This is a genomic window from Flavobacterium wongokense (assembly GCF_021608265.1).
Lineage (GTDB): Bacteria > Bacteroidota > Bacteroidia > Flavobacteriales > Flavobacteriaceae > Flavobacterium > Flavobacterium wongokense.
This window is the reverse complement of the sequence record NZ_JAKIHP010000001.1, coordinates 644,858-664,759: the sequence shown is the minus strand read 5'-3', so window position 1 is coordinate 664,759 and position 19,902 is coordinate 644,858. Positions and strand designations below refer to the sequence as shown.

Genomic DNA, 19,902 nt, shown 5'->3' with positions numbered 1-19,902 from the left:
CTTTGCAACTTTGTAACTGACGAATGAAATATTTCCACGAAAAAATCGAAGAAAAATGGCAGAAATATTGGGCTCAAAACCAAACTTTTGCTGCATCCAATAATTCCGATAAACCCAAATATTATGTGCTCGACATGTTTCCGTATCCTTCTGGTGCGGGTTTGCACGTAGGGCATCCTCTGGGTTATATCGCTTCGGATATCGTAGCGCGTTTCAAACGCCACAAAGGTTTCAATGTTTTGCATCCGCAGGGCTACGATTCTTTTGGGCTTCCTGCCGAGCAATATGCCATCCAAACCGGTCAGCATCCTGAGAAAACAACCCGCGAAAATATTGCGCGTTACCGCGAACAATTGGACAAAATTGGCTTTTCATTCGATTGGAGCCGTGAAGTGCGTACCTCAAATCCCGATTATTACCAACATACCCAATGGATTTTCATTCAGCTTTTCAATTCGTGGTACAACAAGGAAACGGACAAGGCTGAAGACATTTCGACTTTGGTTGAAATCTTCGAAAGAAGTGGCAACGCCACAGTAAATGCCGTGTGCGATGACAATGTTGCTGTATTTTTTCCTTCAGAATGGCACGCTTTTTCAGACGATGAAAAACAAAAAATATTGCTGCAATACCGATTGACCTATTTGGCGGAAACCGAAGTAAACTGGTGCCCGGCATTGGGAACGGTTTTGGCAAACGACGAAATTGTAAACGGTGTTTCCGAACGTGGAGGCCATCCGGTTATCCGTAAAAAAATGACCCAATGGTCGATGCGTATTTCGGCTTATGCCGAAAGATTGTTGCAGGGATTGGAAACCATCGACTGGAGCGAATCGATAAAAGAATCACAAAGAAACTGGATTGGAAAATCGGTTGGTGCTTCGGTGATTTTTAAGGTGCTGCAATCGGAAGACAATGACCAAAGACATACGATAGAAGTTTTCACCACACGTCCTGATACCATTTTTGGCGTGACCTTTATGACCCTTGCACCTGAACACGAATTGGTAGCCCAAATCACAACGGCTGAACAAAAAGCTGCAGTTGAAAGCTATATTGAAGCGACAGCGAAACGTTCGGAACGCGAAAGAATGGCTGATGTAAAAACCATTTCGGGAGTATTTACCGGAGCTTATGCTGAACATCCGTTTACCAAGGAACCAATTCCGGTTTGGATTGGCGATTACGTTTTGGCGGGTTATGGAACCGGAGCCGTAATGGCAGTTCCTGCAGGCGATGAAAGGGATTACGCATTTGCGAAACATTTCAATATTCCGATTAAGAACATTTTCAACAAGGATATTTCAGAAGCTGCTTTTGCAGAGAAAACAGGCTTTGAGTTCATCAATTCCGATTTCCTAAACGGATTGGATTACAAATCGGCAACAAAGAAAATCATTGAGCAGTTGGAATCCATCCACCACGGAAAAGGCAAAACCAACTACCGTTTGCGTGATGCGGTGTTTTCGCGTCAAAGATATTGGGGAGAGCCATTCCCGGTGTATTATGTGAACGATCTGCCACAGATGATTGACGCTAAACATTTGCCAATCATCCTGCCTGAAGTAGAAAAATACCTGCCAACCGAAGACGGACAACCGCCATTAGGAAACGCTGTTGATTGGGCTTGGGATACGATAAATAATAAAGTCGTGAACAACGATTTAATTGATAACGAAACAGTTTTTCCATTGGAATTGAATACGATGCCAGGCTGGGCAGGAAGTTCGTGGTATTGGATGCGTTACATGGACGCGCATAACGACGCCGAATTTGCCAGCAAGGAAGCATTGAAATACTGGGAAAACGTAGATTTATACATAGGCGGAAGCGAGCACGCAACCGGCCACTTGTTGTATTCGCGTTTCTGGAACAAATTCTTAAAGGATAAAGGCTTTGCACCAACTGAAGAACCTTTCAAAAAACTCATCAATCAGGGAATGATTTTAGGTATGAGTGCATTTGTGTATCGTTCTGAAGATTCTAAAAAACTATTCTCAAAAGGCTTGATTGCCGGAGAAAAAGTACACCCAATCCATGTGGATTTGGCTGTAATCAATGACATTACAAACGAATTGGATATTGAAGCTTTCAAAAAGCACCCATTATATTCTGATTATGCAAATGCCGAATTCATCCTGGAAAATGGCAAATACATTGTTGGCCGCGAAGTCGAAAAAATGTCGAAATCAAAATACAATGTCGTCAATCCCGATGACATCTGTAACGATTATGGCGCTGATACACTTCGTCTTTACGAAATGTTCCTTGGACCGTTAGAACAGGCAAAGCCTTGGAATACGGCAGGGATTACAGGAGTTTCAGGATTCCTGAAAAAACTATGGAGATTGTATTTTGATGATAATGGTCTAATTGTAACCAATGACGAACCAACGTCTGAAATGTATAAGTCGTTACACAAAACCATCAAGAAAGTTACTGAAGATATCGAGAATTTCTCGTTCAACACATCGGTGTCACAGTTTATGATATGTGTCAACGAACTGGCTTCGATGAAATGCAACCACCGAAAAATATTGGAGCCATTGGCAATCGTAATTTCGCCTTATGCGCCACATATTGCCGAAGAACTTTGGGCACAATTAGGTCATGAAGGCTCGATTTCAACTGTTGCATTCCCAGTTTATGAAGAAAAATATTTGATAGAATCTGAAAAGGAATATCCGGTATCCTTTGACGGGAAAATGCGTTTCACCATCAAATTGCCATTAGACTTAACTCCGAAACAAATCGAGGAAATCGTTATGGCTGATGAAAGAACCTTAAAACAATTGGACGGAAAAATCCCGAATAAGGTAATCATCGTTCCGGGAAGGGTAATCAACCTGGTAGGATTGAAATAACAAATTTTTGATAGCGCGGATTTAATATCCGCGCTATTTTTTTGTAACCTTTTCTTATTTTCCCGTATAAGAACAAAAACCAACAGTATGAAGAAATACGAAATCCACACCATTTCAGAAAAGGCTGGCTTCAGCAGCATGAAGGAAAAACTAAACCAAAAGGTTGAACAGTTCCTTAACGAAAAAGGCAACGCCGGTTACGAAATAGTAAGCGTTTCCTTTACCTATTATGAAGGCGCAGAACTGATAGCTTTCATCACCATTTGCAGATAGGGACTCGTCGTGGTCAACACGGGACCCGCTGTCCTCACTTCGGGACCTGAAGGTTTCACCTCGGGACTTAAGGCATTCACTTGGGTGCAATGCCATTTTACTTCGGGACCTTAAGGTTTCACTTGGGTGCACAAGGCATTCAACTTGGGTGCAATGCCGTTTCACTTCGGGACCATGAACATTGAATAGGGTACTTGGTATACCAGGACGTCACAGACAATCGTTAAAAACAGGATCCGTTACGGCAAATAGCGGATTTTTTTGTAGCTTTGAGATTCTAATACCACAATAATGTTTAGAATTTATGCAAACGAGGAATTTCGGGAAATCGAAACAGATTTTCCGTTGAAATTCAGATACGCTGTTTCCAACAAAGGAAGGCTCATCAGTTTCACAGAGAATTTTAATGATGGAAATCTATTAAAAGGATCGATGTCAGATGGCTATAAAACATTCCGCTACGGGAAGTCACCTAACGGGAAAAGCGCCTACAAGACCTTATTCGTTTATAAACTTGTTGCTGAGTTTTTTATTCCAAAAACGTCTGAAGAACAACAGTTTGTGCTGCATTTGGATTATGTCCGCGATAATGATTTGGTTAAGAATTTGAAATGGGCAACCTATGATGAAAAACTCGAACACTACAAAAAGAGCCCTCATGTAATCAAGTCAAAGCAAAAACTGATAGAGCACAACATCAAAGCTGATGGCAGGAAACTTACTTCGACCAATGTCATGCGTTTGAAAAAGCTGCTCAACAAACCCAATCAAAATACACGCATTAAAATATTGGCAAAACAATTCGGAATCAGTGAAATGCAGGTCAACCGAATCAAGCGTGGCGAAAACTGGGCTCACATAAAGGTATAACTACAACTGAATTTGTCTTTCAATTTGTTGTTCCAGCGAAATAAAGGTTTCCGTTCTCGAAACCCCATCAATTGGCTGTATTTTTTTGTTGAGCAGTTGCATCAAATGTTCGTTATCGCGACAGATAATCTTGATTAAAATGCTCCAGTTTCCCGTGGTATAATGGCATTCCAAAACCTCAGGGATCTTTTTCAGTTCCCGAACAGTATCCGAATTGCTTGAAGCCTTGTCGAGGTAAATCCCAATAAAAGCCATGGTTTTATAGCCTAAAACCTTATTGTCAATAATGAATTTAGAGCCCGAAATAACGCCAGCGTCTTCTAGTTTACGCAATCGTTGGTGAATTGCAGCACCCGAAATCCCAATTTTGTTGGCAATTTGGAGTATTGGTTTTCGGGCATCTTCCATAAGGTTACGCAGGATTTCCTTGTCAATACCATCGATTTCTATTTGTAGTTGATTTATTTTCATGACAAACTATTTGAAAGTAAAAATAGAGATTTGCTTTCAAATAGTAACAAAAAATAAGCTCTTGTTTAAATGAAAGTTCTTACTCCCTTAAATATTTTACTATCCCAAATATGATAAAGAAAAAAGCAAGGATCAGAAAGGAATAGCTGATTACCGGTGTTTTGTCAAAAAAGCTTCCGATGCATGCCAAAGCACTTCCAATGAGATAAATATAAAGCGGTTTTAGGTTTTTGAATTTCTCCATAATCCAAGTTTAATTTCCCATTAATTTATCAGGATTATAACCTATATATGGCATTTCGGTTTCGTTGAAAACCACGCCAAAATCTTCAAGTTCTTTTAAAATTGGTTCGTAAACTTCTCTTCGAATCGGTAATTGTACACCCGGAGTTTTAATTTTCCCGTTTAGGATTTGAATGGCTGCCATTGCTACAGGAAGCCCAACGGTTTTTGCCATTGCGGTATAGGTTTGGTCATCGCCAATGCAGACCATTTTGGAGTCAATCTGTTTGCGTTCGCCATTGATTTCGTAACCCAATTTGTGGTACATCACAATCATATCCTTATCATCTGGCTGTAATGACCATTTATCGTTTAGGATGCGTTCCAGGATTTGTGCAGGAGTTGCATTCTTAAGCCCGACTTTCTTATTCGGATTGAACAAATCCAATTCCAAAAGTTTGTCCCACATAATGTCATCCTGCTCAATCCCAAGCTGCAGTCGTGTTTTGATTTCCACAGAATCTGTTGGCGAATAGGGTAAAAACAGGTTGATGAAATCCCTATAACTTAAGTTTTCAGAATCATCAAGTACGTAAGTGTCATCGGTCATTCCAAGTTGTACGAACATATTCCAGGCTTTTGAAAAACCAACACGGCGAATGGTTCCGCGATAAACCGTCAGCGCATCATCCAAACCATAAACACTTCTATATTTCAACGAATCACGATTGGCATAGCCTTCAAATTTCCCATAACCTTCTACATATAAAAACTCGGTTCTTCTAAACAATTTGTGATACGGAATGTATTTATATTTGCCTTCCTGTATGAATTTTGCAGCGCCACCTTGTCCTGCCAAAACCACATTTCTTGGTGCCCATGTAAATTTGTAGTTCCAAAGATTGTTATCCGATTCTGGAGCAACCAATCCGCCACAAAACGATTCGAACAAAATCATCTTCCCGCCTTTGTCTTCAATTTCATGGATTACTTTCATCGCACTCATGTGGTCAATTCCCGGGTCAAGCCCAATTTCATTCATGAAAACCAAACCGTTTGCTTTTACGGCTTCATCCAAAGCCTGCATAGCATCGGAAACATAGGAAGCCGTAACCATGTTCTTTTTGAAGGTTACGCAGTCTTTGGCAACATCAATGTGCATGTGTGCAGGAAGCATCGAAATGACGATATCCGCTTTTTGTATTTCTGCCTGGCGTTGCTCAACATTGTTGATGTCAAGTGCAATTGCCGTTGCGTTTGGGTGATTGTTGGTTTTGCGTTGTGCCAGTTCCAATGACAAATCGCCAATGGTAAGGTGCAGGTTTTCCTGAGTGGATTTATTTAATAAGTATTGTATCAATGAAGATGCGGAACGTCCGGCACCAATGATTAAAATGTTTCTCATTCGGGTAGTTTTTTATTCCAAGTCCTTTTCTAAATTTTCCAGTTCTTGTTTGGCTTCCTGTTTGGTTTCAATTTTCTGTTGTTCAAATTGAGCGTCTTTCTCGACTTCGTCTTTGATTAAAAGTGTTTTCCCCAATACAAATACCGAAGAAAGTGCGCAGATGAAAAGCAAGATTTGAGGAAGCCTTTTTTGGTTTCCAGTTGATTTTTTAAGCAATAGCAGACAAAAAACAAACGCCAGCCCAATTGGTAAAAAAGCAATCGTATCCATTGGCATCAATGCAAAGACAAGGGCTAAGGCACTAAAGAAACAGGCTAAAAATAAAAATAGTTTTCTCATGATTATAATCCGCTTGCAGAAGTTAAAGCCAATTGTCCGGTTCCAACAGGAATGCTGAATTTAAGCAAAGCCGGAACTTTTTTGCTGTCGGCAGTCAGCCAAATCAGGTTTTTATCTTTTCCTTTCAGGGCATCGGTTTTTGCACCAATCGATAATTTATAACATTCCTTTTTGCCCAAATTCCCAGCATTTATCGTTTCTTTTCCCATATATTTCAGCGTCACAGGAATTTGCTTTTCATCAAAAACAATCATCAGGTTTTGCGTTTGGCCTTCTTTCATTTTGGCCAAATCCATAGTCCTTACTTTGTATAAAAGCGAAACTACATCTACAGTCGAACCACCAATAGCAAAAGTTTTCCCCGATTCTGGATAATTTCTTTTTTTGACGGTGCTGGTTATGGTATTTCCTTTGAAAACGTATTTTTCCCTCTTTTTATAACCACCTTCATCAATGCTTCTTTTATACAAACTCGGTTTTAGATTTGACGGATTTACATACGACTCATAAATATCCCTGATTTTGAAAAACGAGTCCCATTTGCTGTAAGTAGACAATTCGCAATTCAAATGCAGATACGTATTTTTGGAAGTGTTAATATTTTCAGTAGACATGGTAACCTGTGCCAATTGGGTCATCAAACCACTCATATTATAGGAACCAGCGTAAACCAATTTTTCGCCGGCTTTTATGGTTTGGCTGTTCGCTGTAAATGAGCAACAGGCAGCAACTGCACAAAGGATAAAGAGAATCTTGTTCATAATTGTAAATTAACGGTGCAAATATAAAATTTTTAAAATGGTACTCCCGAAATTTCAGGACAAAAGAAACGTGATATTTCTTTATTTGTAATTAGATAACGAATAAATTTGTGTTTTAGTATCAAACATAAAAATGGAAAGAAAAATAACCAGTGTTGCTGCCTTTTTGGGATTGACAGCAATTATTTTAGGCGCTTTTGGTGCACATGCCTTAAAAAGATATTTGTCGGTTGAACAACTGAGCGCTTTTGAAACCGGAGTAAAATACCAAATGTACCATGCACTTTTCCTGTTGTTTTTGGGAATGAATTCGATGGTTGATGAAAAAGCCAAAAAAACCATCTTTCAATTGGTGGTTTTTGGAGTATTTTTCTTCTCAGGTTCGATTTATCTTCTGACTACTAAACCCTTATCCGGAATTGATTTTAAATTTATTGGATTTATAACGCCAATTGGCGGAGCTTTGTTAATAGCGGGCTGGAGCGTTTTATTTTGGAATATTTGGAAATCGAAAAGATAATATTTTGATAAAAAAAATAGTTTCTAAAATTTAATTTTTACCTTTGGCGTCTAATTTATAATGCAACACAAACTAATTTCTATGCAGAACTACGCTCAAATTACGAAATCGATTTCGTTAGAAAAATATGGGATTAATGATGTTCAGGAAATAATTCACAATCCATCTTACGAACAATTATACAATGATGAGTTAAATCCGAATTTAACCGGATTTGAAAAAGGACAATTAAGCGAGTTGGGAGCTGTAAATGTGATGACTGGAGATTTTACCGGTCGCTCTCCAAAAGACAAATATATCGTTAAGGACAGCATCACCGAAAATACAATTTGGTGGACTTCCGATAAAGCTGCAAACGATAACAAACCTATTTCACAAGACACGTGGAATGCCTTAAAAGATACTACCACAAATCAATTATCAGGAAAAAAACTTTATGTAGTTGATGCTTTTTGTGGCGCTAATGAAAATACAAGGCTTAAAGTTCGTTTTATCATGGAAGTAGCCTGGCAGGCACACTTCGTAACCAATATGTTCATCCGTCCAACGGAAGCTGAATTGGAAAATTTTGGGGAGCCAGATTTCATTGTAATGAATGGTTCTAAAACCTCTTTCAAGGATTATGCTGCACACGGACTGAATTCTGAAGTATACATCGCATTCAACCTGACCGAGAAAATCCAAATCATTGGCGGTACCTGGTATGGTGGTGAGATGAAAAAAGGAATGTTTGCCATGATGAATTATTACCTGCCATTACAGGGAATTGCATCAATGCACTGCTCGGCAAATAAAGGAGCGAATGGAGATGTTGCTGTATTTTTTGGTCTTTCAGGAACAGGAAAAACAACTTTGTCTACTGACCCAAAACGTGAATTAATCGGAGACGATGAGCACGGTTGGGATAATGATGGTGTCTTCAATTTCGAAGGAGGATGTTATGCAAAAACCATCGATTTAAGTAAAGAAAACGAACCGGATATTTATGGCGCCATCAAAAGAGATGCGTTATTGGAAAACGTAACGGTTGATGCCAACGGCAAAATCGATTTCCACGATACTTCGGTTACCCAAAACACCAGGGTTTCTTATCCGATTTACCACATTCATAATATTGTTAAGCCAGTTTCAAAGGCCGGCCATGCCAATAAAGTTATCTTCCTTACTGCTGATGCGTTTGGAGTAATGCCTCCGGTTTCTAAATTGACTCCAGAGCAGACTAAATACTATTTCCTTTCAGGATTTACCGCTAAATTAGCCGGAACAGAAAGAGGTGTTACACAACCAGAGCCAACGTTCTCGGCTTGTTTCGGAAAAGCATTTTTAACGCTTCATCCAACAAAATACGGAGAAGAATTGGTTAAAAAAATGGAACAAAACCAAGCTACAGCTTATATGGTAAACACCGGTTGGAACGGAACAGGAAAACGTATCTCGATAAAGGATACACGCGCCATCATTGATGCAATCCTTGACGGTTCCATTGAAAATGCAGCTACTAAAACAGTTCCTGTTTTCAATTTAGAAGTTCCAACATCTTTACACGACGTGAATGCTGCAATCCTCGATCCAAGGGACACTTATGAAAATGTTTCAGATTGGAATTCAAAAGCTGCAGATTTGGCGTCGCGTTTCATTAAGAATTTCGAACAATACACAGATAATAGCGAAGGCCAGAGCTTGGTAAAAGCCGGTCCACAGCTATAAGATTAAAGCTAACCTAACCAAAAAAAAGTCCCGTCTAGATCAAAACAAGACGGGACTTTTTTATTTTAGAATTTGGCTTTCGCCAGATACGTTTCAAAATCCATATCATTCTTTTTGGCATCAAAGAACAATTGCAGTAAAACTTCTTTTGTGGTAACGTTTTTAACCAATCGGTCTACCACAGTTTTATCAGTGGACGCTTTGATGTAAGCATTTATTTTTTGATTTAAGATGGTCACCAAATAGGTTTGGTATTTTGGGTTTTGCGAAGTAACCTTAACCTCATTAATGGTAGAATAGGCTTTGTCATACTCTTTTTTGTTATAATACAATGCGGCAAGATTGAGTTTGGCCTCATCAAAACCGCTTGAGATTTTCAAGGCATTATTGAATAAGGTTTCCGCTTCATCCATTCGTCCATTTAATTGATAAGTGCTTGCCAGATTTGAAATAACCTGAACATTGTAAGGAGTCAGCTGATAGGCTTTTTCAAAGCATTCCTGGCTTTCTTCGGGACGATTTTCATTAAAATGCGCAATGCCCTCATACCAGCTTAACGGCATCGAGGCATTATCCAAAGGATATAAATAACTATTGGCTTTTTTGGATTGATAGATTACTTCAGCCCAGTCTTTATTGAATTTGGCTGCATACATTTTAACAACATGCTGTTCGCCATTAAATCGGTAAAACGTTACTATGAAAGAATAACAAACCGGAAGCAACAAGATAAAAAGCCAAGAGCTGTAATTTCTGGTTGTTCCCGTTTCCTTTTTGAAATAAGCCGAAGCTGCTATTGCAAAAAGTGACAATAAAACGACCTGGTGTTCTATCCTTTCGTATGGAAAATCAAAAAAGGAAATGATGATATAACCTACCAGGCCACAAAGAATGTAATAATACTTCCATTTTTCCTTTGAGTCAGAAGCGTTCTTTATCAACGCAACCAATTGGTAAAAAATAATGCCAAACAAGAATAAATAGGCCAAAAAACCAAATATCCCGGTCTCACAAAGTATCCAGATAAAATCGTTATGCGGTCGTTGCAACGTTACTTCGCCGTTCACGATGCCATATTCTGAAAAGTTATTCAGGCCATATTTAGGAAACTGAATCTGCCAATTCCCAAGCCCAACTCCCAATAAAATATGTTCTTTGGACATCTGCATAGAGTTTTTCCAAAATTCGACACGGCTTTCCAAGGTTTTCGAATTGAGTATGCGGCTAACATAATGCTGTGATACATCGGTTGACTGCAGACCCTCAAATTTATCCTTGAAATAAAAGGAATACGATAATAGCAACAGCAAAAATATTGCAACTCCTGAACCAAATAGGTATCGTTTTTTGATGGAAAACCGTTGCTTGATTTTGTAGCAAACCAGAAGGATCAGGAATATAAAAGTTGCAATTAAAACGACTCTGGTCCGGATGGTTATCAATACGAACAAACTTAAAAGGATTCCAAACAAAGACATAAACCGCAAGATTGTGCCACGTTGCAATCCCATAAAATAGAAGGGAAGGCTAAGGAATAAAATGGAAGACAGTAAATTTTTATTGGCTGAACTCCCTTTGATGATGGCTATCTGCCTGAGTAAATGTTGTCCTTTGATTGTTTTTTCAATTATCTCAAAAATGGGAAGGGAAAGCGTAATCAAACTAAAAACAATGATAGCTGTTACCAATTGGCTTGTGCGAATCACATTGTTATACAGCAAAACGGTAGTGACCAAAAAGAAAGAAATCAATAAAATCAATTTGGAAAAGGCGGCATGGGTTTCACCAGGAATTTCGGTGTAAAAAAAGGAAATGAAATTCAGGAATGTAAAACCTGCTAAAGCATACAAAAGGGGAGATTTAAAATTGAACCTCAATTCAACCTTCCGCAACATTAGGACAGTTACTACAATTAAAATAAAAACAGACAATAAAATCTGCCTTGGAATCAAAACCGCATCGACAGTAGTTGTGCAAAACACTAAGGGTAACAACAATAAAAATCCAAAATATATCCCTTCAATCGATTTATTGCCCATAGAATTTTGTTTTAGCATATCAAAAATAAACATTATTGGCAATAAAAAAAGTCCTGCTAATTAACTTAACAGGACTTCTATGCTATATTTTGAAATTTATTTTCCTTTGTTGGCGTCGGCAATGTAGCGTTCAAGCGCCATTGTCATTGAGGGAGTTTCAGGTGTTGGTGCCAAAATGTCAATTCTTAATCCGTGCTCCAAAGCTTCTTTTTGGGTAGTACTTCCAAAAACTGCAATACGGGTATTGTTTTGTTGGAAATCAGGGAAATTTTTGAACAATGACTTAATTCCGGTTGGGCTAAAGAAAGCCAAAACATCATAATAAACATCTGCCAAATCAGACAAATCACTCATTACAGTCTTGTAAAAAGTCGCCTGTGTCCAATCCACTTTCAGGTTGTTCAGCGTTTGTGGAACGTCAAAATTCAACTGGTCAGAAGCTGGCAAAAGGAATTTTTCCTCTTTGTATTTCTTAATCAATGGAGACAAATCGACGAAATCTTTCTGACCCACATAAATTTTACGTTTTCTGTAAACCACATATTTCTGAAGATAAAAAGCAATCGCTTCTGACTGGCAGAAATATTTCAAATCTTCAGGAACTTTATAACGCATTTCCTCCGCAACCCTAAAGAAATGGTCTACCGAATTTCTACTGGTTAAAATAATTGCCGTGAAGTTATTGAGGTCTATTTTCTGAGCCCTAACATCTTTTGCACTAACGCCTTCGACGTGAATGAATGGTCGGAAATCAATCTTTACCTTATGCTTTTGCTGTAATTCAAAATAAGGTGAATTCTCTACTTTTGGTTCTGGCTGTGACACCAAAATTGTTTTCACTTTCAAGTTGGACATTCTACGTTGCTAAATTTTTTGTAATCAAATAATATATGAAATAATAGGGCGCTATTTCAAGTGCGCAAAGATACAAAATAAAATAAAACAACTTGCCGATGAGTAAGTTTTGATAAATCTTCAAAGAAATTAAATAAGAAAACACGTTTATTGCTAAAATCACACCAATAATGCAATAAATCCAAACATTTGATAGAGAATTGTTATAAAACAGGTAGATGTTTATCGGCAACAGTATCATTCCGATAAATGTTCGATAGCTTACTTTCTGCAAATTGAATTGCTCGGTAAATTCTTCAATGTTAAAAATGGCTGCAACAATCTTCTCAATCAAAAATTTCGAAAGCACAAATACTCCGAAGAAGGTAAAAATCCTGAGGAAAACAACCCAATCGGTTTTGGAAACATAACCCAGATAATGAAGCAGCAACTGGATGAAAAAGGAGAACGAAATTATCTGTACGATAAACAAAAGAATCGTGAAACCACTCATCAAATGCGAGGTGTCTTTGTATACCTTGATGTATTTGTCAGAAACCAAAATCCTAAGGAATTCGCTAAACCTTCCTTCAAAAGCGGTTCGCGTAATCGCTATCAGGACAAAAGACAGAATAAAAAGATATGTCGCCCAATCCTTAGGTTCTAAAATCCGTGGCTGTAAAATATTTTCAATTATCATCACGACAAAAATACATTTTTAATTGTTAAATTATTATAGAATTATTAAGATACTGCTCTGATAAAAAGTTTATTTTTGCAACGAAGTTTGACGACACTTACTATGAATGACGGTATTGTAATTATTCCAACCTATAACGAAATTGAAAATATTGAAAGCATCATCAGAGCGGTGTTTTCATTGCATAAAACCTTTCATATTCTTATTGTTGATGATAATTCTCCCGATCATACGGCAAACAAAGTGCATGAATTACAGGCTGAATTTCCCGGAAAACTTTTTTTGTCCGTCAGAAAGAAAAAATCAGGATTGGGAACGGCTTATGTCCACGGATTTAAATGGGCTCTCAAACATGATTATCAGTACATTTTTGAAATGGATGCCGATTTCTCTCACAATCCAAATGATTTGGAAAAATTATATGAAGCCTGCCATTTCAATGGAGCAGATTTAGCCATCGGCTCGCGTTATGTTACCGGTGTAAATGTTGTGAACTGGCCTTTGAGCCGGGTATTGCTTTCCTATTTTGCCTCGGTGTATGTGCGAATGATTACCGGAATGAAAATCATGGATGCCACAGCAGGTTTCATTTGTTACAACAGGGAAGTATTGGAAAAGATAAATCTCGACAGAATAAAATTCATAGGCTATGCCTTTCAGATTGAAATGAAATACAGGGCTTTCGCCAAAAATTTCAACATACAGGAAGTTCCGGTCATCTTCACTGACCGAACCAAAGGGCAATCCAAAATGAGTGGCTCGATTATAAAAGAGGCCATTTTTGGAGTGATTACCTTAAGATTCAGAAAGTTTTTAAACCAATTATAAGCACAAAAATGAATACCGTTTTAATTAAAAATGCCAGGATTGTAAACGAAGGGACGATTTTCGAAGGCGATGTTTTGATTGAAAATGAGTTCATAGTCGAAGTGGCCGAAAGCATCAGCCCCAAATCATCCAGTTGTAAAATCATTGATGCCGAAGGAAGTTATCTTATTCCGGGAGCAATCGATGACCAGGTGCATTTTCGTGAACCCGGACTGACGCACAAAGGCGACATCGCTTCAGAAAGTGCAGCAGCTATAGCTGGTGGAATCACTTCCTTTATTGAGCAGCCGAACACAGTTCCGAATGCGGTAACACAAGAGCTTCTCGAAGACAAATACAAGATTGCCGCCGAAAAGTCCTATGCGAATTATTCGTTTATGATGGGTGGAACCAATGATAATTTAGAGGAAGTCTTAAAGACTAATCCGAAAAACGTAGCCGGAATAAAATTGTTTTTAGGCTCTTCAACCGGTAATATGTTGGTTGATAATCCTGAAACCATAGAGAAGATTTTTTCATCTACCAAAATGCTGATTGCGGTGCATTGTGAAGATGAAGCTACCATCAAAGCCAATACAGAGCGATTTAAATTACAGTTTGGGGAAGATATTCCGGTTGAGATGCACCATTTGATACGAAGTGCGGAAGCCTGTTATATTTCTTCTTCAAAAGCGGTTGAACTTGCCAAAAGAACAGGAGCACGTTTGCATATTTTCCATCTTTCAACGGCAAAGGAAATGGAATTGTTTACCAACAAAATTCCGTTGGAAGAAAAACAAATCACAGCTGAAGTCTGTGTGCACCATCTTTGGTTTACCAATGAAGATTACAAAACCAAAGGCAATTTCATCAAATGGAATCCTGCAGTAAAAACTGCGGAAGACCGTGCCGCTTTATGGGAAGCCTTACTTGACGACCGGATTGACGTCATTGCAACCGATCATGCACCGCATACTTTAGAGGAAAAAAGCCAGCCTTATTTAAAGGCACCTTCAGGTGGACCTTTGGTTCAGCATGCTGTTGTTGCTTTGTTTGAAGTGCATCATCAGGGAAAAATTTCGGTAGAGAAGATTGTTGAAAAGATGTGCCACAATCCGGCGAAGATTTTTAAGATTGAAAAAAGAGGTTTTATAAAAGAAGGTTTTTATGCCGATTTGGCAATTGTAAATCCATCACTGCCTTGGAATGTCAAGAAAGAAAACATACTGGCCAAATGTGGCTGGTCGCCTTTTGAAGGGTACACTTTTAAATCAAGAATTACACATACCTTTGTAAATGGAGAATTGGTTTACCAGAATTTTAAGGTAAAGGATATCCGTGTTGGAAAACGTTTGCTTTTTGACAGATAAAAACAGGAATTATGAGAAGAGTTATCATCTTAATTTGTTGCATTTTTTCAGCTGTGGGCTGTAATAGCAATTCGGTTGAAAAGCCCGACAACTTAATAGGTAAAGATAAAATGATTGATATTTTATACGACATTTCATTGCTGGAAGCCGTGAAAAACCAAAACCTCAATGGTGGAATAAGCAGTAAAGTTGCCAATGAGTATATTTATAAAAAGTATAAGATAGACAGCGTTCAATTTGTCAAAAGCAACAAATACTACGCTTCAAACATTGATGATTATAAAAAAATGTTTGATAAGGTGAAGGAAAGGCTTACCAAGGAAACCAAAAAAATAAATGGGAATACGAATCCAGCCGAAGGGCAATTACCTCCGAGTGCTGCAACAACTACAACCATCAATTCGGATACGCCGCAAGTACAATAATTACCGGCCTAAATAGGCCACTTCCTGAATCACATCATCAATGCTTTGGAATTCAAATTCCAAGGCATTTTTTATTTTTTGATTCGAAATCAAATCAGAAGAAGTTAGCGAATTGGCACTATATCGTGAAAGTTTCCTTTTGGTCCTGAATAGTGTTGAAAACAGCCAGTCCAAGCGCCAGGCAATGTTTAAAAGCCAAGGTTTGGCTTCCATCGCAGGTTTTTTTGCATGTAGTTTTTCGGCAATTTCAAGGATTACCTTTTTGAATGGAAGGTTTTCGGAAATGACAACAAAGCGCTCGCCTGCAATATCACTATGCATTAATTGAATCATGGTTTTCACTACATCGGTAACGCCAATGTAAGCGGTCGAACCCTTGGTGTAAAAAGGAAATCCCTTCTTGATTTTTGAAAAGAATTCACCGCTTCCCTGATTCCAGAAACCTGCGCCAAAAATTACTCCCGGATTAACAATGATTACATTCAAACCTTCCTGTTGCCCACGCCAGACTTCCATTTCGGCACCGTGTTTTGAAATGGCATAATCGCTGTGTGGTGCTTCGGGATTCCATTCGGTTTCTTCGGTGATAATGGTTTCATGCGGGGCAAGATTCCCCAATGCCGCAATAGAGCTTACATGGCAGAGCTTTTTGATTTTGTAATCGATGCAGAAATTGACAATGTTGGCTGTGCCTTCGATGTTTACTTTTCGGAGGAGATTTTCGTCGTTTGGATCATACGAAATCAATCCGGCACAATGGTAAACATAATCTACATCATCGAAAGCGATTTCCAAAGAAGGCACATCATTGATGTCGGCCAATACCCAATCGATATTGGAAAATAAACGCCCTTTTTGATACAGGTTGAAAAGAGCCTTGGTTTTTTCGATGGCGCCACAATCCCGGTAAATAGCGCGGACATTGGCTTCATTTTCTGTTAAATGCAACAGCAAATGTGCCCCAACCAAACCCGTTCCGCCTGTGACTAATATCATGTCGTAAATATAATTAGATTTTTGGATAATTAGATTTGAGAAAAAACAAACTACATCCTGACAAAGCTAAGTATGACTTCTAGCCCCGATTGGAGCGAGTTACCTTGTAACGCGGAAAGCGGGAGAGATTTTCCTAAGTTATAGAAACTTCTGCTTCAAAAAACTCTTATGAATTGCTATATTTGCGCCAAAGTTATTGCATCATGAAGAATCTAGTAGAAGAATTAAAATGGCGTGGATTGTACCACGACAGCATGCCCGGAACCGAAGAACAACTGCTTAAGGAAGCCACTACAGCATATATAGGTTTTGATCCGACAGCGGATTCGTTGCATATTGGGAGCATGGTGCAGATTGTTTTATTGCTTCATTTGAGGAATTTTGGGCACAAACCAATTGCTTTGGTTGGTGGTGCTACAGGTATGATTGGTGATCCTTCGGGGAAATCGGACGAGCGTAATCTGCTTAACGAAGAACAGTTGGCAAAGAATGTGGCCGGAATCAAAAGTGTATTGTCGCGATTTTTGGATTTTAATGCAACGGGTGCCAATGCGCCGATTATGGTGAATAATTATGACTGGATGAAGGATTTCTCCTTTATCAATTTTGCGCGTGATGTGGGTAAGCGTATTACGGTTAATTACATGATGGCAAAGGATTCGGTTAAGAAACGTTTGTCGGGAGAAGCTGGTGACGGAATGTCATTCACTGAGTTTACGTACCAATTGATTCAGGGTTACGATTTTTATCATTTGCACAAAGCCTATAACTGTGTGCTGCAAATGGGAGGTTCGGATCAATGGGGTAACATTACCACAGGAACCGAATTGGTTAGAAGGATGAATCCGAATACTGAAGCAAAGGCTTTTGCATTGACTACACCATTAATTACCAAAGCTGACGGATCGAAGTTTGGAAAGTCAGAAGGCGGAAATATTTGGTTGGATGCCGACAAGACTTCGGTTTATAAATTTTACCAGTTTTGGCTGAATACTTCAGATGAGGATTCGGAGAAATATATTAAGATTTTTACTTTTTTGGATAAAGATGTCATTGACGCTTTGATTGCGGAACATAAGGAAGCTGCCCATTTAAGGGTTCTGCAAAGAAAATTAGCGGAAGAAGTTACGATTTTAGTTCACGGTCAAGCCGAATTGGATAAAGCGATTCAGGCTTCGAATATCCTGTTTGGAAATGCTACTGCCGATGATTTGAAAAACTTGGATGAAGCAATATTTTTGGAGGTTTTTGATGGTGTGCCTCAGGCAGAAATTTCAAGAGCTGACATTGATGCAGGAATCAATATTGTTGATGTGCTGAACGAAAAATCAGGTTTCCTAAAATCGAATGGCGAAGCAAGAAGGGCTTTGGCTGAGAATTCGATTTCGGTGAATAAGGAAAAAGTTACCGAAGAATTCCAGTTGGCTTCAAAAGATTTAATCAACAACCAGTTTGTGTTACTCCAACGCGGAAAGAAAAATTACTTTGTGATAAGAGTTAAATAAAAAAAAGGAACCAATTTGGTTCCTTTTTTTTATTCGCTAAAATCAATTGGCACTTTGTTGGAAGTGTACCAGCCTTTGATGATATTGGGGCTTGATCTGATGTTTTTGTATTCTTCAGGAGTCAATTTTTCTTCGAAAACCTCAAGCATTAGGTTGAAATCAAGTTGCAAAAAATGTGGACTGGTTTCGCTAATATAATATTCGAAATCGCCCTGTCTTCGGTAACGTTCCTTATTCCATGAAAAATAAGCCTCATATGTTTTGGTTTCATTGGGTTTTAAGGTGATAATATTTTCCAGAATGCTTTTTTTTCGTTGTGCTTCAAAATACCTTAAAGCTTCATCATGTTCTAATTTTTCTACTTCTTCCCGAGACTTGTTTTCATATACTTGAGATTCGATTATTTTTTGAATAAAGCCATTATCAATGATATTGCTCATTTCGATTGCCTTGTCATTTTCGAAAAGCTTGTAATACATTTTTTCACTTTGAGAACCTGCGTTAATTGGAATTAGGCTATTGCCGTTTAACACAAATGAAACTGTTTTGTCAGACACATTTTGAATGTGGTATTGGAGGGTAAAACATCTTTTAGTTGTAGAATCAATCGATGTCAGCTTGTCAATTTCAAAGGACAAAGGCTTTTCCTGGGAAAAAAGACTAATAGAAAAAAGAAGGATATATAAATGTTTCATGGCTTCGATTTAGATAATAACGCAGAAAAAACCACTTTATTACATTACCATGAGGTTGCAACCCCGAATATCAGAGTTATCAAAACGTCCCAATACTTCGAAGGAATTGTTGGGATATTTTTTGCCCAAATCCTGCGTGGCAATGAACGAGCACGAATTGATGTTGGCTAAATCAATCACATTCACACCGCCGGTTTTACCAGAATCTACATAAGTCAGTGCATCTTCGGTATCACGGATTAGGATTTGCATCCAGGCAGGGCATTCGAAAACTCCTTCACCAAGAGAATAGGCCTGAGATAAAAGTTCGGTCATCCCGTACTCAGAATGGATACTTTGTACGCCAAAACCATTGCACAGGATTTCATGAAGTTCCTCGCGAATCATTTCCTTGCGCTTGCCTTTCATACCGCCAGTTTCCATAATGATGGTATTTTTCAGATTGAAATTTTGTTTCTCAACCAAATCCAATAAAGCGTAAGTAACTCCAATCAATAATACATTTTGACCTGCATTGTCCAATTCGGCAAGTTTGGCGATTAACTCATCGTAATTATTCAGGTAAAAACCACTCTGATCATTGTTGGAAAGGTCAATCAAATCCTTAACCATATAAATCAGCGAAGAACCGCTGCGTTCCAGATAGGATGGAAGCAGGGCCAAGACAACATAGTCTTCGATGTTTCCGTAGAATTCAGAAAAGGCAGACCGATAACTTTGCTCGTAGAGCGAAACATCGGTAACCAAATGCCTGCTGGTAATCATTCCGGTTGTGCCGCTACTGGTAAATGTTTCCTGAACTGCATCAGCATTGGAAACTACTTCATGGCTTTTGAAAAATTGAATCGGCAGAAACGGAATTTGTTCCAATGATTTTACCTTTTGTACATCTGTATTCAGGAAATCACAAAACCCACGATAAACCAGGTTGTTTTCGTGTTGGAAACGAAAAACCTTTAAAGCCAATTTTTCAAACTGCTTGGCGGAGGAAATGGTAAATATGTCTTCTGGGTTTATCAAGTTATAATGATTCAGAACGATGCAAAAGTAATGAAAATAAAAAAGCCCTAACTTTCGCCAGGGCTTTTAAATATGTTAA

20 protein-coding genes are annotated in these 19,902 nt (G+C 38.5%); 9 read left to right on the top strand and 11 right to left on the bottom strand.

The genetic code is table 11. The features are described 5' to 3' along the window. The first annotated feature begins 23 nt into the window (after positions 1-23). The 3 genes from leuS (at position 24) to L1S31_RS02720 (ending at position 4,007) form a co-directional block, all read left to right on the top strand. The gene (gene leuS, locus L1S31_RS02730; protein ID WP_236461778.1) at positions 24-2,864 is read left to right on the top strand and encodes a leucine--tRNA ligase; all 2,841 of its coding nucleotides are present in this window, start codon (positions 24-26) and stop codon (positions 2,862-2,864) included. A gap of 87 nt (positions 2,865-2,951) precedes the next feature. Then, positions 2,952-3,137, top strand: coding sequence for a hypothetical protein (locus L1S31_RS02725; protein WP_236461775.1), 186 nt, complete (start codon positions 2,952-2,954; stop codon positions 3,135-3,137). 291 nt (positions 3,138-3,428) lie between these two features. Beyond that, on the top strand, positions 3,429-4,007 hold the full coding sequence (locus L1S31_RS02720; RefSeq protein ID WP_236461773.1) for an NUMOD4 domain-containing protein: 579 nt from the start codon (positions 3,429-3,431) through the stop codon (positions 4,005-4,007). On the opposite strand, the gene L1S31_RS02715 is transcribed toward L1S31_RS02720, so the two are convergent. The 5 genes from L1S31_RS02715 to L1S31_RS02695 all read right to left on the bottom strand — a co-directional run bounded on the left by L1S31_RS02715 (position 4,008) and on the right by L1S31_RS02695 (position 7,205). Continuing rightward, positions 4,008-4,478 carry an Lrp/AsnC family transcriptional regulator gene (locus L1S31_RS02715; RefSeq protein WP_236461769.1) on the bottom strand — a complete coding sequence of 157 codons (471 nt, stop codon included), beginning with the start codon at positions 4,476-4,478 and terminating at the stop codon, positions 4,008-4,010. A gap of 79 nt (positions 4,479-4,557) precedes the next feature. Next, positions 4,558-4,722: a hypothetical protein gene (locus L1S31_RS02710; RefSeq protein ID WP_236461766.1), complete on the bottom strand. Its 165-nt coding sequence runs from the start codon at positions 4,720-4,722 to the stop codon at positions 4,558-4,560. Between the two features lie 9 nt (positions 4,723-4,731). Beyond that, on the bottom strand, positions 4,732-6,105 hold the full coding sequence (locus L1S31_RS02705) for a saccharopine dehydrogenase family protein (protein ID WP_236461763.1): 1,374 nt from the start codon (positions 6,103-6,105) through the stop codon (positions 4,732-4,734). 12 nt (positions 6,106-6,117) lie between these two features. After that, on the bottom strand, positions 6,118-6,444 hold the full coding sequence (locus tag L1S31_RS02700) for a hypothetical protein (protein WP_236461760.1): 327 nt from the start codon (positions 6,442-6,444) through the stop codon (positions 6,118-6,120). Positions 6,445-6,446: 2 nt separating this feature from the next. After that, complete coding sequence (locus tag L1S31_RS02695) at positions 6,447-7,205, bottom strand: DUF3108 domain-containing protein (RefSeq protein ID WP_236461757.1); 759 nt, start codon at positions 7,203-7,205, stop codon at positions 6,447-6,449. 133 nt (positions 7,206-7,338) lie between these two features. Between L1S31_RS02695 and L1S31_RS02690 the strand changes: the two genes are divergently transcribed. Continuing rightward, positions 7,339-7,725: a DUF423 domain-containing protein gene (locus L1S31_RS02690; RefSeq protein ID WP_236461755.1), complete on the top strand. Its 387-nt coding sequence runs from the start codon at positions 7,339-7,341 to the stop codon at positions 7,723-7,725. Positions 7,726-7,806: 81 nt separating this feature from the next. Beyond that, positions 7,807-9,432 (top strand): phosphoenolpyruvate carboxykinase (ATP), encoded by a 1,626-nt coding sequence (gene pckA, locus L1S31_RS02685; RefSeq protein WP_236461752.1) that lies wholly within the window; start codon positions 7,807-7,809, stop codon positions 9,430-9,432. Positions 9,433-9,497: 65 nt separating this feature from the next. On the opposite strand, the gene L1S31_RS02680 is transcribed toward pckA, so the two are convergent. From L1S31_RS02680 to L1S31_RS02670, 3 genes are all read right to left on the bottom strand, one after another. After that, on the bottom strand, positions 9,498-11,471 hold the full coding sequence (locus L1S31_RS02680; RefSeq protein ID WP_236461748.1) for an O-antigen ligase family protein: 1,974 nt from the start codon (positions 11,469-11,471) through the stop codon (positions 9,498-9,500). 96 nt (positions 11,472-11,567) lie between these two features. Then, positions 11,568-12,317, bottom strand: a complete 750-nt coding sequence (locus tag L1S31_RS02675) for a uroporphyrinogen-III synthase (RefSeq protein ID WP_236463499.1) — start codon at positions 12,315-12,317, stop codon at positions 11,568-11,570. 10 nt (positions 12,318-12,327) lie between these two features. Continuing rightward, a complete protein-coding gene (locus L1S31_RS02670) occupies positions 12,328-13,005 on the bottom strand; it encodes a DUF4271 domain-containing protein (protein ID WP_255702199.1) in 678 nt (225 codons plus the stop codon). A 102-nt stretch (positions 13,006-13,107) separates the two neighbouring features. On the opposite strand from L1S31_RS02670, the gene L1S31_RS02665 reads away from it, so the two are divergent. Genes L1S31_RS02665 through L1S31_RS02655 form a run of 3 tightly spaced genes read left to right on the top strand, consistent with a single transcriptional unit; the run spans position 13,108 to position 15,607 of the window. After that, a complete protein-coding gene (locus L1S31_RS02665) occupies positions 13,108-13,833 on the top strand; it encodes a polyprenol monophosphomannose synthase (RefSeq protein WP_236463495.1) in 726 nt (241 codons plus the stop codon). Positions 13,834-13,841: 8 nt separating this feature from the next. Then, positions 13,842-15,182 (top strand): dihydroorotase, encoded by a 1,341-nt coding sequence (locus L1S31_RS02660; protein WP_236461744.1) that lies wholly within the window; start codon positions 13,842-13,844, stop codon positions 15,180-15,182. A gap of 11 nt (positions 15,183-15,193) precedes the next feature. Beyond that, entirely contained in the window at positions 15,194-15,607 is a 414-nt protein-coding gene (locus tag L1S31_RS02655) for a DUF4296 domain-containing protein (RefSeq protein WP_236461742.1), read from the top strand. On the opposite strand, the gene L1S31_RS02650 is transcribed toward L1S31_RS02655, so the two are convergent. Further along, positions 15,608-16,603, bottom strand: coding sequence for an NAD-dependent epimerase/dehydratase family protein (locus L1S31_RS02650; RefSeq protein WP_236461739.1), 996 nt, complete (start codon positions 16,601-16,603; stop codon positions 15,608-15,610). It lies immediately after the preceding gene. A gap of 203 nt (positions 16,604-16,806) precedes the next feature. On the opposite strand from L1S31_RS02650, the gene tyrS reads away from it, so the two are divergent. Then, the gene (tyrS, locus tag L1S31_RS02645; RefSeq protein ID WP_236461737.1) at positions 16,807-18,108 is read left to right on the top strand and encodes a tyrosine--tRNA ligase; all 1,302 of its coding nucleotides are present in this window, start codon (positions 16,807-16,809) and stop codon (positions 18,106-18,108) included. A gap of 29 nt (positions 18,109-18,137) precedes the next feature. Here tyrS and L1S31_RS02640 read toward each other — a convergent pair whose 3' ends face one another. Together L1S31_RS02640 and L1S31_RS02635 are read right to left on the bottom strand one after the other, a co-directional pair. Continuing rightward, a complete protein-coding gene (locus L1S31_RS02640; RefSeq protein ID WP_236461734.1) occupies positions 18,138-18,803 on the bottom strand; it encodes a hypothetical protein in 666 nt (221 codons plus the stop codon). Positions 18,804-18,842: 39 nt separating this feature from the next. Continuing rightward, a complete protein-coding gene (locus L1S31_RS02635) occupies positions 18,843-19,823 on the bottom strand; it encodes a LuxE/PaaK family acyltransferase (protein ID WP_236461731.1) in 981 nt (326 codons plus the stop codon). Positions 19,824-19,902: the final 79 nt, after the last annotated feature.